The 14,389-nt window shown below is 60.5% G+C and carries 17 protein-coding genes; 13 read left to right on the top strand and 4 right to left on the bottom strand.

Going from position 1 to position 14,389, the window contains the following annotated elements:
* Positions 1-21 precede the first annotated feature (21 nt).
* From BLW03_RS18685 to BLW03_RS18675, 3 genes are all read right to left on the bottom strand, one after another.
* Positions 22-321, bottom strand: coding sequence for a ubiquitin family protein (locus BLW03_RS18685; protein ID WP_074655499.1), 300 nt, complete (start codon positions 319-321; stop codon positions 22-24).
* On the bottom strand, positions 318-1,433 hold the full coding sequence (locus tag BLW03_RS18680) for a WD40/YVTN/BNR-like repeat-containing protein (protein WP_074655498.1): 1,116 nt from the start codon (positions 1,431-1,433) through the stop codon (positions 318-320). Before BLW03_RS18680 ends, BLW03_RS18685 begins: the two co-directional genes overlap by 4 nt.
* A gap of 96 nt (positions 1,434-1,529) precedes the next feature.
* Positions 1,530-1,913, bottom strand: a complete 384-nt coding sequence (locus BLW03_RS18675) for a VOC family protein (protein WP_212733234.1) — start codon at positions 1,911-1,913, stop codon at positions 1,530-1,532.
* A 104-nt stretch (positions 1,914-2,017) separates the two neighbouring features.
* Between BLW03_RS18675 and BLW03_RS18670 the strand changes: the two genes are divergently transcribed.
* The 5 genes from BLW03_RS18670 (at position 2,018) to BLW03_RS18650 (ending at position 5,335) form a co-directional block, all read left to right on the top strand.
* The gene (locus tag BLW03_RS18670) at positions 2,018-2,428 is read left to right on the top strand and encodes an NADH-quinone oxidoreductase subunit A (protein WP_074655497.1); all 411 of its coding nucleotides are present in this window, start codon (positions 2,018-2,020) and stop codon (positions 2,426-2,428) included.
* On the top strand, positions 2,428-2,910 hold the full coding sequence (locus tag BLW03_RS18665; RefSeq protein ID WP_074655496.1) for an NADH-quinone oxidoreductase subunit C: 483 nt from the start codon (positions 2,428-2,430) through the stop codon (positions 2,908-2,910). Before BLW03_RS18670 ends, BLW03_RS18665 begins: the two co-directional genes overlap by 1 nt.
* Before the next feature lie 67 nt (positions 2,911-2,977).
* Positions 2,978-4,231 (top strand): NADH dehydrogenase (quinone) subunit D, encoded by a 1,254-nt coding sequence (gene nuoD / locus BLW03_RS18660; protein ID WP_074655495.1) that lies wholly within the window; start codon positions 2,978-2,980, stop codon positions 4,229-4,231.
* 94 nt (positions 4,232-4,325) lie between these two features.
* Entirely contained in the window at positions 4,326-4,859 is a 534-nt protein-coding gene (locus BLW03_RS18655) for a Uma2 family endonuclease (RefSeq protein ID WP_074655494.1), read from the top strand.
* Between the two features lie 53 nt (positions 4,860-4,912).
* Positions 4,913-5,335 (top strand): ribonuclease E inhibitor RraB, encoded by a 423-nt coding sequence (locus tag BLW03_RS18650; protein ID WP_074655493.1) that lies wholly within the window; start codon positions 4,913-4,915, stop codon positions 5,333-5,335.
* Here the strand turns inward: BLW03_RS18650 and BLW03_RS18645 are convergent.
* The gene (locus tag BLW03_RS18645; RefSeq protein ID WP_074655492.1) at positions 5,332-5,682 is read right to left on the bottom strand and encodes a VOC family protein; all 351 of its coding nucleotides are present in this window, start codon (positions 5,680-5,682) and stop codon (positions 5,332-5,334) included. The genes BLW03_RS18650 and BLW03_RS18645 overlap by 4 nt on opposite strands.
* A 142-nt stretch (positions 5,683-5,824) precedes the next feature.
* On the opposite strand from BLW03_RS18645, the gene BLW03_RS18640 reads away from it, so the two are divergent.
* The 8 genes from BLW03_RS18640 to nuoL all read left to right on the top strand — a co-directional run bounded on the left by BLW03_RS18640 (position 5,825) and on the right by nuoL (position 14,377).
* Complete coding sequence (locus BLW03_RS18640; RefSeq protein WP_244502161.1) at positions 5,825-6,124, top strand: transcriptional regulator; 300 nt, start codon at positions 5,825-5,827, stop codon at positions 6,122-6,124.
* Positions 6,121-6,630 (top strand): NADH-quinone oxidoreductase subunit NuoE family protein, encoded by a 510-nt coding sequence (nuoE, locus tag BLW03_RS18635; RefSeq protein ID WP_074655491.1) that lies wholly within the window; start codon positions 6,121-6,123, stop codon positions 6,628-6,630. The genes BLW03_RS18640 and nuoE overlap by 4 nt, the downstream gene beginning before the upstream one ends.
* Positions 6,630-7,952 (top strand): NADH-quinone oxidoreductase subunit NuoF, encoded by a 1,323-nt coding sequence (gene nuoF, locus BLW03_RS18630; protein WP_074655490.1) that lies wholly within the window; start codon positions 6,630-6,632, stop codon positions 7,950-7,952. The genes nuoE and nuoF overlap by 1 nt, the downstream gene beginning before the upstream one ends.
* 12 nt (positions 7,953-7,964) lie before the next feature.
* On the top strand, positions 7,965-10,337 hold the full coding sequence (locus BLW03_RS18625; protein WP_074655489.1) for a molybdopterin-dependent oxidoreductase: 2,373 nt from the start codon (positions 7,965-7,967) through the stop codon (positions 10,335-10,337).
* Positions 10,338-10,361: 24 nt separating this feature from the next.
* Entirely contained in the window at positions 10,362-11,417 is a 1,056-nt protein-coding gene (nuoH, locus tag BLW03_RS18620) for an NADH-quinone oxidoreductase subunit NuoH (protein ID WP_074655488.1), read from the top strand.
* Positions 11,418-11,497: 80 nt separating this feature from the next.
* Positions 11,498-12,004 carry an NADH-quinone oxidoreductase subunit J family protein gene (locus BLW03_RS18615; RefSeq protein ID WP_074655487.1) on the top strand — a complete coding sequence of 169 codons (507 nt, stop codon included), beginning with the start codon at positions 11,498-11,500 and terminating at the stop codon, positions 12,002-12,004.
* Positions 12,005-12,007: 3 nt separating this feature from the next.
* Positions 12,008-12,310 carry an NADH-quinone oxidoreductase subunit NuoK gene (gene nuoK / locus BLW03_RS18610; RefSeq protein WP_074655486.1) on the top strand — a complete coding sequence of 101 codons (303 nt, stop codon included), beginning with the start codon at positions 12,008-12,010 and terminating at the stop codon, positions 12,308-12,310.
* Between the two features lie 21 nt (positions 12,311-12,331).
* The gene (gene nuoL / locus BLW03_RS18605) at positions 12,332-14,377 is read left to right on the top strand and encodes an NADH-quinone oxidoreductase subunit L (RefSeq protein WP_074655485.1); all 2,046 of its coding nucleotides are present in this window, start codon (positions 12,332-12,334) and stop codon (positions 14,375-14,377) included.
* The last annotated feature ends 12 nt before the right edge of the window (positions 14,378-14,389 follow it).

Genomic DNA, 14,389 nt, shown 5'->3' with positions numbered 1-14,389 from the left:
ATCCGTCCCACGTTGCTCCACTCAGCCGCCCGAGACGGCTCCGATGATCAGCAGAGGTTCGCTTCCATTGGCGATGGATGGTGGGAGCGCCTGGTCGATGTCCTGGTGCGAGATGTCTTCGTTGCAGGCGAAGAAGCGCAGGTACGGCCGCCGCAGTTGCGTGGTGTGATCGCGAACGGTGCCCTGCAGTGCTGGCAGCTTTGCCTCCAGCGCCTCCATCATGGACCGTTGGGTGGGTTGATCCCCTGCCTCAAGCTCTACCAGAGGCGCGACGTGTGCCAGCCGGCACAGGTTCGCCGGTAGTTCTACCCGGATCTTCATGCGAGCGTCTGTGCCTCGACGGACAGCACAGCGGGCAGGTCGCGCACGATCGCATTCCAGGTGTCACCGCCGTCTGCGGATGCGTAGACCTGTCCGCCGGTCGTGCCGAAGTAAACGCCACACTCGTCCAGTGAGTCGACGCTCATGGCGTCCCGCAATACGTTCACGTAGCAGTCTTTCTGCGGCAGACCGGCTGTCAGTGGCTCCCACTCGTTCCCCCCGCCTCGGCTGCGGAAGACGCGCAGGGCACCGTCGAGGGGATAGTGCTCCGAGTCGCTCTTGATTGGCACCACGTACACCGTCTCGGGCTCGTGCGCATGCACGTCGATCACGAACCCAAAATCCGTCGGCAGGTTGCCGCTCACCTCAGACCACTGATCTCCCGCGTTGTCGGTACGCATCACGTCCCAATGTTTCTGCATGAAGAGCGTCTGCGGCCGCGACGGGTGCATGGCGATGTGATGGACGCAATGACCGACCTCGGCGTTTGGGTCCGGAATGAACTCTGAACGCAGGCCGCGGTTGATGGCCTTCCACGTCTCGCCGCCGTCATCCGTACGGAAGGCACCTGCCGCCGAGATAGCGATGTACATCCGCTTCGCATCGGCAGGATCCTGCACAATGCTGTGCAGGCACATGCCGCCCGCACCAGGCTGCCAGTTTGGGCCGCTGCCGTGCCTGCGGAGCCCGGCAAGTTCCGTCCAGCTCGCCGCACCGTCGGTTGAACGGAAGAGCGCGGCGTCCTCTGCACCGGCGTAGACGACCTCTGGATCGAAGAGCGAAGGCTCCAGGTGCCACACACGCTTGAACTCCCACGGATGAGGTGTGCCGTCATACCACTGGTGCGTTCCGGCCACGCCCTCGTACAGGAACTTGTTCCCCGCCGCAGCCCACGTCTTGCCGCCGTCATCCGACCGCTGCACTACCTGCCCGAACCATGAGGAGGTTTGCGAAGCGTAGATCCGGTCAGGATTCAGCGGTGACCCCTTCACGTGATACACCTCCCATCCAGCAAAGTGCGGACCACTTACAGTCCAGTCCTTCCGTGTGCCATCCGCCTCCAGCACAAAGGCGCCCTTACGTGTGCCCACCAGCAGCCTGATCCGGCTCATTCCCGTTCTCCAATTTTGGATGTGTACATCGTCCACAAACGACAGCACGAGCACTTTATCGCGTCCAGCGATCTGATGGGAAGAGTTTCTTGCTGCTTATTTCGAAAGAGCTGCGCGCAGATGGGTCGGCCAGCCGATGCGGACGAGCGTCTCGTCCGGGTCCGAAACTGAGAACTCATACATGCCCCACGGCTTGTCCTCCGGCCCATGAATCTTCCCGAGGATCTCGCCGAGGAAGTTCTCGGCCAGTGTGTCGACGTCCTCCGAGTACAGGTAGAGGCCGAAGGGATTGCGGCCCGGCACCAGCCAGTCTTCACAGGCTGGCTGCAGGTGGAGTTCGCCACCCTTGCCGTCGCGCATCATCAGGTAGTGGTCGTCGCCGGCCCAGACCTGGAAGCCCATCCGCTCGTAGAAGGCTCTGCTCCGGGAGACGTCGTTGCATGGAAGAATTGCCGTCAGATTGTGTGCTCGATCCATCATGGCAACATGATGGGCCACGAATTCGACCGGCGGAAGCGAATTCTCAGCGCCCACGGGGCACCCGGATTCCCTTCGGTGCGGTCTCCAGCTAGAATCGGGTAAACATGAACCCGACACACCCTTACGTCTGGAACTATCTCCCGCTCGCGCTGCAACTGCTGGTGGCCATCGGCCTGGCTGGCGGCATGGTGGGCGCTTCGTTCTTCATCGGCAAGAAGCGGCCCAGCAAGGTGAAGGCCGGCGCCTATGAGTGCGGCATGGATCCCGTGGGCGACGCTCGCGGACGTTTCTCTGTCCGCTTCTACATGGTTGCCATGCTCTTCATCCTGTTCGACGTTGAGGCAGTCTTCATGCTGCCGTGGGCGACCGTCTTCCGTCAGTTGCCGGCCCTGACCGGCTCGAAGTTCTTCGGCTTCAACGAGATGATCGTGTACCTGGGATTCGTCGCCGTAGGCTTGTTTTATGTCTGGAAAAAGGGCGTGCTCGATTGGGGCAACGATAAGGCGGACCTGTAATGGCAGAAGCTCTCCTCTCTCTCGAAGCCGTTCGTGAGGCCATGACCGACAACCCAGCCATGATTGCGCTGGGCGATATGCCAGTCAAGGCCAAGTTCGACCGAAACGAACTGACCGTCACCGTGAGTGCGGACAATATCGTTGCGGCGGCCAAGGCTGTTCAGGATGCCGGCTATAACTTCTTTGAAGACTGCACCGCCGTGGACTGGTACCCCAGCGAGCCGCGTTTCCAGGTCAGCTACCACATCGTTTCGATGAAGATGAAGGTACGCATCCGGCTGGCTGTGCTGCTGGAGGGCGACTCCCCTGTTGTGCCGTCGATCACATCCGTCTGGCCCTCCGCAAACTTCTACGAACGCGAGGTCTTCGACCTTTTCGGGATCCGCTTCAGCGGCCACCCGAACCTGACGCGCATCATGATGCCTACCGACTGGGAAGGTCATCCGCTGCGTAAGGACTATCCGGTCGAAGGCTACCGCTAGAACTGTCGCAGGGTTCCGCTGGAACGCCTGCTGTTTCAGTAACCGCACCACCTGAGGGTTTCGCACAATGGCTCCTGTTGCCGCGCCAGACATGATCACGCCGGACGTCCTGGACGTCGTCGCCGACTCCGCACGTCACCAGGACGATCCCGCGCAGGACCGCACCATGGTTCTGAATATGGGACCGCAGCACCCGTCCACGCACGGGGTTCTGCGCCTGGTCCTTGAGATCGACGGCGAGACCGTCGTCTCGCTGGCGCCGGACATCGGCTACCTGCACACCGGCATTGAAAAGACCTGCGAGGCGAAGTTTTACCAGCAGGTGGTACCGCTGACCGATCGCATCGACTACCTGTGTCCCATGACCAACAACCTCGCCTACTGTCTGGCGGTTGAAAAGTTGCTGGGCCTGGAAATTCCCGAGCGCGCGGAGACGATCCGCGTTCTGTTGAACGAACTGACGCGTATCCAGAGCCACCTGGTCTGGCTGGGTACGCATGCCATGGACATCGGCGCGCTGACCGTCTTCCTCTATTGCTTCCGTGAGCGCGAAGAGTTGCTGCGCCTGTTTGAGGCGGTTGCGGGACAGCGCATGATGACCAGCTACTTCCGCGTTGGTGGCATCAGCATGGAACCGCCCATCGACTGGTTCGCACGCGTGCAGAAGTTCCTGAAGATCATGCCGTCCAAAATCGCGGAGTATGAGGGTCTGCTGACCGGCAATCCCATCTGGATTTCGCGTTTGAAGGGTGTCGGCTACCTCTCACCTGAGGACGCTGTTGCTCTTGGCGTGACTGGACCGCCGCTCCGCGCCAGTGGCGTGGACTGGGATCTGCGTCGCGACATGCCCTACTCCGGTTACGAGAAGTACAGCTTCAAGGTGCCGATCCGCACCGAGGGCGATGTGTGGGCGCGCTACGTGATCCGGATGGAAGAGATGTATGAGTCCATCAAGATCTGCCAGCAGGCGCTGGATCGCATGCCCGAAGGCCCGGTTGTCGCAGACGCGCCGAAGATCATCCTGCCGAACCGTGAGCAGATGAAGACGCAGATGGAATCGCTGATCCACCACTTCAAGATCGTCACCGAAGGTTTCGGCGTTCCGGCAGGCGAAGTCTTCCAGACAGTGGAGTCGCCGCGCGGCGTCATGGGCTACTACGTCGTAAGTGACGGCACAGCAAAGCCGCTGCGCTGCCACATGCGCAACCCAAGTTACGCCACACTGCAGGCGCTGGAGACCATGTGCAAGGGCAAGCTGCTGGGCGATGTGGTCGCGGTCATCGGATCGATCGACATCGTGCTCGGTGAAATCGACCGCTAGTCGCTGACCTTTAAATCCAGATGCCCCACGTCTCGCTCCGAAGACGTGGGGTTTTCTCTTGCGCGGATCCGCATAAGCAGCGTCCAATAGATCCATGGCGACCACGGTCCACATCCCGGTGAGCGAATATCTTCGCAGTTCCTACGAGCCGGACTGTGACTATGTCGACGGTGACCTCGAGGAGCGCTACTTGGGCGAGGAATGGCACTCCGCAGTTCAAGGTGCGATCAGCGCCATTTTTTACATGCACCGGAAAGAATGGCTTCTTCGTGCTCTTCCCGAGCAGCGGGTCCAGGTGTCGTCGACTCGTTTCCGTGTTCCAGATGTGTGCGTTGTGCCGTCTGAGAAGCCGTTCACCGGCATCCTGACGGATCCGCCCGTTCTCTGCGTCGAGGTCTTGTCGCCGGAGGACCGCTTTCAACGGGTCGTGACGCGCGCGCAGGAATATCTGCACATGGGCGTGCCAAATATCTGGATCATCGATCCGAAGTCTCGTGAATGCTGGGTTCTGGATGCCAGCGGAGGTGCACTGCCGATGGTGGACGAAGCCTTCACCATCCCCGGCACTCCGGTAGGTCTCACGATCGCGGACATCTTCGAAGAGATCGACAGCGCCCCGAAGGCTTAGCGGATTGCGTAAGTCCCGTCAGGCGCATCCAACTGCGCGAGGACTTGCCACGCATGACGACTGAAGCCAGCGCGAAAGAGAATCTTGACCAGCAGCTTGCGAACAACACCGCCCGCTTGAAGGAGTTGGTGGATCAGCAATACAACGTGGAAGTTACGCGCTCCATCGTTCTGTGTTTCTCCTCGGACGATGACGAGTGCGCGCGCGCTCTCATCAAGGCATTATTCGCGAAGGGTACCCGTGTGCTTCAACCTGAGCCGGAAAAACGGGGGGACCGTTTTCAGATCCGTGTGGGTGTGAAGCGCAGCCTCCGGGACACGGTGCGCGAGGAATTCGTCTCCGACATGGTTCACACGGCAAGCGGGATGAATGGCACCTTCGACGGCTGGAATCTGCTCGGAGAGGAATCCGCGGAACAGGCGCAGACGCAAGGCGACACACCAGACGCACGCTCGGCAGGGACGCTGAACTCTTAGGACCGCGAATCTGGCTGCATCACGGCCAGCTCATTGCCCGCCGGATCGGTGAAGTGAAACCGCCGGCCGCCCGGATAGGCAAACGTAGGCACCGTGATTTTTCCACCTGCGGCAACCACCTGCCCTTCCATGGCTTCGATATGGTCGGTCACGATCATCGCAAGCGGTGCTCTGGAACGACCGTCACTGCCGCCGTTATATCCAGCCTCAAGACCGGAGCCGTGCACGGCAGCGTAGTCCGGGCCAAAGTCCTCGTGGCTCCATCCAAACAGAGAGCCGTAGAACTGCTTGAGGGAAGCGACATCCTGGGTCGGCAGTTCGAGATAGGCAACTTGGTTCTTGGCCATGGAATTCACTCCGGGATCATGCTCCCTCGCTGAGAACTCTGTCCGTGCCCTGACGAGAGCTTAGGACAGGGCAGAAACCGCATCACTGCGGTTTCGCGAGGAGCTCCGCCATGCTAGCGCAGCTTTGCGGTAGCGTGAAGAGGTGATAACCGAACAACTTCATCGCGAACTGTGGACATCCTGGGCCTCCCTGCTGCGCTCCTACGCCGCCGTCCACTCGCTCGGCCGTGAGCAACATGCTGTCGTCGAAGTAAGCGAAGACCGCATCCTTGTTCGCTATGGACTGCGCTGGATGCAGTTCGTGCCTGCTGCTTACACCACCAGCGAGGGTGAGGAACGCACCTTCACCCTGACAGAAAATGGGCGTGCCCGCGTGGGTGACGACGAAGATGAGATGGACCTGTACGCAGAGCGGCTGGCATCGGCGATAATTAACCTGTGAGCACCGTAACCGACAGCATCTTCACGCAGGCTACCGCTGAGCGTTTCGACAAACTCGTCACTCTCTACCCGGTAAAGCGATCCGCTCTTGTCCCTATGCTGCTGTACGCGCAGGACGAAGTGGGCTATGTCTCGGACGCCGTTGTTGCCGAGATCGCACAGCGACTCGACCTTCTGGAGTTGGACGTACGAGGCGTGCTGTCGTACTACTCCATGCTGCGCACCAAGCCGGCTGGCAGGTACAACGTGCAGGTGTGCACCAACATCTCCTGCATGCTCGTTGGCGGCTATGACATCCTGGACCACTGCAAGGCGAAGCTTGGCATCGGTCACAAGGAAGTTACGCCCGACGGCCAGTTCAGCCTGGAAGAGGTGGAATGCATCGGTGCCTGTTGCTGGGCGCCTGCCATGCAGGTGAACTACGACTTCCATGACAACCTGACTACCGCAAAGGTCGACGCGATCCTGGCTGACTATGCCGCCGGCCGCGGAAAGGATGTGAAGTAATGCCCACCCTGGTATCGCATCCCGAAGAGGTTCGCGTCCTCTCCCGCCGTTTTGGACAGGGCGCTGCAGAGATCGACAAGTACATCGAACTGGACGGCTACAAGGCTGTACAGAAGGCCATCGAACAGGGTCCTGAGTGGGTCATCAACGAGATGAAGGCCAGCGGCCTCCGCGGACGCGGTGGTGCAGGCTTCCCCACCGGCCTGAAGTGGTCCTTCGTTCCCAAGACGAGTGAGAAGCCCAAGTACGTCCTGGTCAACGGCGACGAGTCTGAGCCGGGCACCTGTAAAGATCACGTCATCTTCCTGCACGATCCGCACGCCGTCATTGAAGGCACCATGATCGCGGGCCTGGCCATCGGTGCGAAGATGGGCTTCATCTACCTGCGCGGCGAGTATCGCTACCTGCTGAAGATCGTCGAGAAAGCCGTTGCCGATGCGTACGCCAAGGGCATTCTGGGCAAGAACATCTTCGGCAAGGAAGGCGTCGACTTCGACATCGTCACGCAGACCGGCGCAGGCGCGTACGAAGTCGGTGAAGAGTCCGCTCTGATGGAGTCTCTGGAGGGCAAGCGTGGTGTTCCGCGCATCAAGCCCCCCTTCCCTGCTGTCGTGGGCCTGTACGGCGGTCCGACCGTCATCAATAACGCCGAGACGATCGCTTCCGCGCCGCATATCCTTCTGATGGGTGGCGCGGACTACGCGAAAATCGGCAGCGAGCGCAACGGCGGCACGCGCCTCTTTGGCATCAGCGGCCACGTCGAGCGCCCCGGCGTCTACGAGCTGCCCATGGGCTACAACCTGAAGAAGGCCATCTATGAAGTTGCCGGTGGCGTCAAGGGTGGTCGCAAGCTAAAAGCTGTTGTTCCCGGCGGATCGAGCTGCCCGGTTCTCACTGCCGATGAGCTCGATGTCGGCCTCGACTTCGATCAGATGGGCAAGGCCGGTACCATGCTCGGCTCGGGCGGCATTGTTGTGCTGGACGAAACGGTCTCCATCGTTGAGTTCGCGCTGCGGACGATCAAGTTCTACCAGCATGAATCCTGCGGCTGGTGCATCCCCTGCCGCGAGGGAACGGACTGGCTAAAGAAGACGCTGACACGTTTCTATAACGGTGGCGGTAATCTGAAGGACATCAACAACATTCAGTACCTGGCTGAGAACATGATGGGCCGCACCTTCTGCCCGCTTGGCGACGCCGCAGCCATGCCAACGCTTGGCTTCATCAAGAAGTTCCGCCCTGAGTTCGAGGAATACCTCAAGGGCGCTCGGACAGAGAAGACCTTCATCACCACCGAAGAACTTATCGGCGCTTCGCACTAGCAGAGGACACGAATGCCAGACGTAACCCTTACCGTAGACGGCCAGCAGATTACCGCCCCCGCGGGCACGCTGCTCATCGACGCCTGCAAGGCAGCCGGCATCCAGATCCCTGCCTTCTGTTACTACCCCGGCCTGTCACTGCAGGCGGCATGCCGCATGTGCGTTGTGCGCATTGAGAAGATGCCCAAGCTGCAGACGGCATGCACCACGCCCGTTGCGGAAGGCATGATTGTTGCGACGGAGACCCCGGAGATCGCGCAGGCTCGCAAGGCCACACTGCAGTTGCTGCTGGGCAATCACCCGCTCGACTGCCCCGTTTGCGATGCCGGCGGCCAGTGCGAATTGCAGGACATGACCTTCAAGTACGGCGCGGCGGAATCGTTCTACACCGAGCCGAAGAATCACCGCGAGGAGCAGCAGTGGTCGCCGACGGTCTACTTCGATCGTCCCCGCTGCATCCTCTGCTATCGCTGCGTTCGTATGTGCGGCGAGGGCATGGACGTCTTCGCGCTGGGCATCCAGAACCGCGGTTCCTCCGCTGTCATTGCGCCGAATATCCCCGCATCGCAGAGTGAAGATGGCCTGCAGCACCTGGACTGCGAAGAGTGCGGCATGTGCATCGACGTATGCCCTGTCGGCGCGCTGACCAGCGACACCTATCGGTACAAGACGCGCCCGTGGGAGATGAACCACGTTGCCACGGTCTGCACACACTGCGGTGACGGTTGCAAGACCACGCTGGGTGTTCGCGCAACGACCGACGGCAGCGAGATTGTCCGCGGCGACAACCGCGACAAGAGCGGCATCAACGGCGACTTCCTGTGCAACAAAGGCCGCTACGGCTTTGACTTCGCCAACTCGCACAGCCGCATCACCCAGCCGATGATCAAGCAGTCGAACGGTGAGTTCAAGGCTGTCAGCTGGGACGAGGCAATCGCCTACGCCGGAAACAAGCTGCGCGAGATTCGGGATGCCCGCGGCGGCGCTGCAACGGGCGTCATTGGCGGCAATCGCCTGACGAACGAAGAGGCCTACCTGCTGCAGAAGTTCGGCCGCAGTGTCCTCGGCACCAATAACATCGACCACCACCGCACGGCTGATTACGTTACCTTCGCCGCAGCACTCAGCGGTCATCGCGATCGCTTCGCATCGCAGCATGACAACGAGACATCGCCCGCTATCCTGCTGGTGGGCGGCGATCCGACGAACGAGAATCCGCTGACCGCATGGAATATCCGCGCGGATGTTCGTCTGAACAGTGCTCGCCTCTATGTCGTAAATCACCAGCCGATCAAGCTGCGCCGCCAGGCAAAGCTCTTCGCGGAGATTGACGAACTGGGCTACGGCGAAGCGATGAGCACGCTCGCTGGTGCTGCAGGTGCGGAGTCTCTCACCGCGCTGCGTGACGCAGTGAAGGCCGAAGAGAAGATCGTCATCCTGATTGGCAGCGAGCTACGCGGTGCCAGCCTGAAGGCCTTGATTGACTTTGGCCTTACGCTGCCGAACGCGAAGTTTGCGCTGCTGAGCGACTACGTCAACAGCCACGGCGCCTCGGACATGGGTCTGCTGCCCGACATGCTGCCCGGCTACCTGCCGTTGCAGGGCTCGCACGACTTCAACAACGAGTATGGCGCACGCTTCAGCAACACGCCTGGTCTCGACCTGATCGGTATGTTCGACGCAGCAATCGCCGGCAACCTTGGCGCGCTGTATGTCGTGAATGCCAACCCGGTCTCGCGCTACTCGGTCGATCCGGCGGCACTGGCGAACACCTTCGTTGTCGTTCATGACATGTTCCTGACGGAGACCGCGCAGCTTGCCGATGTGATCTTCCCCTCGGCCAACCTGTATGAGAAGTCGGGCTCGGTCACAAACAGCTACGGCGATCTTCAACTTGTGAAGAAGGCTTCCGATCGTGCGGGTGTTCGTACCGATCTCGAATTGATCGTCCGCGTCGCCGACAAGATGGGCGCGAACATCCGTGAGCTGGTGCCCTTCGGCAAGCAGGGTGCGGGACTTCGCGCTGACCTGGGTCAGACGCGCGGTGCGCAGTCTGGTGAGGCCGACCGTCATGCAGTTTGGCTCTCGGCAAACAACCTTGAGATGAAGCTCTCGCCCTTCGATCCCTTCGCTGTACTCGATGAGATTCAGCGTCTGGTGCCCGGCTATGATTTGCTGCGCCTGCAGTTGCTGAGCGGCAATGACCAGCACCTTTCGCCCGCTGCGCCTGCCGATCTGGTCCAGATTGAGCCGGCTCGCCGCGATCTTGTGCTGCCTGCAGACGACACGTTGTTCACCTCCGGCACGCTTGGCCGCTACTCGCCCAAGCTGGTCGAACTCGCCGACAAGTATGCCGTTGAACCCGCCGGCATTCCAGCCGACTAACGCAAGAACAGGACAACGACAGCCGTGACGCATCTCTCCGACTTCCAAATCTTCCTGCTCCTGACGATCCTCAAGATCGTGGTCGTGCTGGTCATTACGCTTACCTCAGTGGCCTACACGGTGCTGCTGGAGCGTAAGGTCATCGGCCTGATCCAGAATCGCTGGGGACCGAGCCGCGTAGGGCCTTTCGGCCTGCTGCAGCCGCTCGTTGACGGCATCAAGCTCTTCCTGAAGGAAGACCTCATGCCGATCGCGGTCGAACGGCCGCTCTTCGTCATCGCGCCCGTGATCGCTCTCTCATGCGCTCTGATCTCCATCGCGGTTGTGCCCTTCGGCAACGTCTTCACTTACCGCGGCGTCAGCCTCTTCGAGATCTCCGACATCAACATCGGCCTGCTCGTAGTCCTGGGCATCACGTCGGTTGGCGTGTACGGCATTGCGCTGTCGGGCTGGTCTTCGAACAACAAGTATTCCCTGCTGGGCTCGCTCCGCGCCTCGGCACAGATCATCAGCTACGAGCTTGCGCTGGGCCTGTCGCTGGTCGGTGTTGTGCTCCGCGCCGGATCGCTCCGCCTCCGCGACATCGTCGGATCACAGGCGCACCACGGCTTGCTGAGCTGGAACATCTGGCCGCAGATCTTGGGCTTCTTCATCTACCTGATGGCCGCATACGCTGAAACGAACCGCGCACCGTTCGATCTTCCGGAAGCGGAGTCCGAACTTGTCGCCGGCTATCACACCGAGTATTCCTCGATGAAGTTCGCCATGTTCTTCATGGCGGAGTACGCGAACATGATCACCGTCTCCTGCGTGGCTACGCTGCTTTTCTTCGGCGGCGCTACTTCCCCGCTGGGACACCTGCTGCCGGACAACTTCGGCGGCCCGATCCTGTCGGCGATCTTCCCAATCCTGTGGTTCGTCTTCAAAGTCTTCTGCTTCCTGTTTCTCTACATCTGGGTGCGTTCGACTCTGCCGCGCTTCCGTTATGACCAGCTGATGAGTTTTGGCTGGAAGTGGCTGCTGCCATTGGCCATGATCAACATCGTTATCACCGCACTCGTACTCGCCATCCACGGCTGATCTCTCGACCGACGCATTACAATCGGGTCATCACCCTTCTTTTCAACCGCCTTTAGCACGTGTAAGGATCTGCCGGACCGATGCAAACTGCGCTCTTCTTCATCTTCGCGGCGATATGCGTGGTGAGCGCGCTGAATCTCCTCTTTCAGCGCCACCCCATCAACTCTGCGCTGTCGCTCGTGGTCGTCATGATGTCGCTCGCCGTCATCTACTGGACGCTGGGCGCTGAGTTCCTCGCGGCTGCACAGGTTATCGTCTACTCCGGCGCCATCATGGTGCTCTTCACCTTCGTCATCATGCTGCTGAATGCAGGCGAAGAAGAACGCACCCGCGGTTCCAGGGCAGCGTACTTCGCTGGTATCCCGGGCGTCGTGGGCGTCTTCGCCCTGTTGGCGTACACCTTCCTACATGAGCGCACAAAGCTTGGCTACGCGACCTTCGGCGGCCAGCTGAACAATGGCGTCAGCAATATGAGCGCTATCAGTCGCGTACTGTTCACTGATCTGCTGCTGCCGTTTGAGGTCACATCGATCCTCATCCTGGTAGCCATCCTGGGCGCGGTCGTTCTCGCGCGGAAGGAACCCTAAACCATGGTGCCCATCTACTACTACCTGATCCTCGCCGCGATCCTGTTCTGCATCGGTATTGGCGCGTTTCTGATCAAGCGCAACATCATCACCGTCTTCATGTCGATTGAATTGATGTTGAACGCGGTGAACCTGACCTTTGTGGCCTTTTCCCATATGCATCATGCGGTAAAGGGTCAGCTGTTTGTATTTTTCGTAATGGTGGTGGCAGCGGCAGAAGCCGCGGTTGGACTCGCCATCATTATCGCCATCTTCCGTACACGCCAAACCCTGGACGTGGACAGCATCAACCTGATGAAGAACTAAGCGGAGATCGAAGACCTTCCGATGACGATTGAACATCTGCTCTGGTTCATCCCGCTGCTGCCCTTCTTCGGCTTTGTGCTCAACGGCACACTTGGCCGCAGATTGCCGCGCGCGGGCGTGGCCGCAATTGCCCTGTTATTTACCGCCCTTCCCCTGGCGCTCGTCGCCTGGCTGTGGCAGCACATGCTGTCGCACGACATCCTGCAGATCACCGCAGCCTCCCGTCCATGGATTGAGACGTCAGCGCTCACGGTCCGCTTCGCCTTCACTGTCGATCACCTCACGCTGATCATGCTGGCGGTGGTCACTGGCGTTGGCTTCCTCATTCACATCTACTCGGCCGGCTACATGGCACATGAGGATGGCTACTGGCGCTTCTTCGCCTACCTGAACCTGTTCATGTTTTTCATGCTCGTACTGGTCCTCGCTGAGAGCTTCCTGCTGCTCTTCGTCGGCTGGGAGGGCGTGGGCCTGGCGTCGTACCTGCTTATCGGCTTCTACTGGCAGAAGCCCAGCGCCAACGCTGCTGGTCGTAAGGCATTCGTTGCCAACCGTGTGGGTGACTTCGGCTTCCTGCTGGCAATGTTCCTGCTGATCCAGCACTTCGGCACATTGAGCTTCGTTCAGATCTTCAGCGCGATCAACCACCAGCCGGAGCTGCACGGCGGCTTCCTGACTGCCATCGCGCTGCTGCTGCTCGTCGGCGCTGCTGGTAAGTCAGCACAGATTCCGCTCTACGTCTGGCTGCCGGACGCAATGGAAGGTCCCACGCCCGTCTCCGCACTGATCCACGCGGCGACGATGGTCACCGCCGGTGTCTACCTCGTCTGCCGCTCGCACGTATTATTCGACCGTTCGCCCTACGCCCTCGGTGTCGTCGCCATCATCGGCGCGGCCACCGCGCTCTTCGCAGCGACCATCGGTGTGGTGCAGCACGATATCAAGCGTGTGCTGGCGTACTCGACCATCTCGCAGCTTGGCTACATGTTCCTTGGCTGCGGCGTTGCGGCGTACTCGGCTGCTGTCTTCCACTTGATGACGCATGCCTTCTTCAAGGCACTGCTCTTCCTCGCGGCCGGGTCGGTCATTCACGCGCTCAGCGGCGAGCAGGACATGCGTGTCATGGGCGGCATGCGCAAGCGGACCCCCATCACCTTCCTGACGATGTCCGCGGGCGTCGTCGCGATCGCCGGCATTCCGCCGCTGGCAGGCTTCTTCTCGAAGGACGAGATCCTCTACCGCACCTTCAGCTCGCCGAACCCGCTGCACTTGCTGCTGTGGGCCGTTGGCGTCATCACCGCTGGTCTGACCTCGTTCTACATGTTCCGCCTGTGGTTCAAGACCTTCTTCGGCGCAGAGCGCTTTGACGAAGCGCACCTCGGCGCAGACGCACATGCTGCACACCATGACAACGAAGCCGAACACGATAGCGGTCAGGCTACCCACTCGCATGGCGTCCATGAGTCACCCTGGGTCATGCTGGCGCCGCTCGTCATCCTGGCGATTCTCTCCGTCATTGGCGGCTGGGTCGGTATTCCTCAGGCGCTCGGTGGTTCCAACCACTTCGAGCACTTCCTCGATCCCGTCTTCGCTCTGACGATCGAAGCGCAGAACGCAGCCAACGCCGACCAGGTTTCGCACGGTCTTGAGCTTGGCCTCGCAGGCGTGTCTGTTCTGGTCGCAATCATCGGCTTCCTTGCAGCCTACGTCTTCTACTACAAGAAGCCCGGCACGCTCGGCGCGAAGGCTGCTGGCAACCCTGTCTACAACCTTGTTGCCAACAAGTACTACGTGGATGAGCTGTACCAGCTCGCCATCATCACGCCCATCCTCATCATCTCGCGTGTACTGTTCCTCGGTCTTGTCGATACCGGCATCGTGAACGGCTCCGGCGCCTTTGCCACCTTCCTGACACGTCAGGCCGGCGAGGGCACGCGCCGCATGCAGTCCGGCAACATTCGTTCGTACGCCGGCTGGCTCGCCGCCGGCGCCGCCGCCGTCATCCTGCTGATGACCTACACCTCGCTGACAGCGCACGCTACCCGCGTCGCGCTGCACCTGAAATAGGAGACGGCAAAG

The sequence above is a fragment of the Terriglobus roseus genome, assembly GCF_900105625.1.
GTDB classification, from domain to species: Bacteria; Acidobacteriota; Terriglobia; order Terriglobales; family Acidobacteriaceae; genus Terriglobus; species Terriglobus roseus_B.
This window is presented reverse-complemented; position numbering and strand designations above follow the sequence as displayed.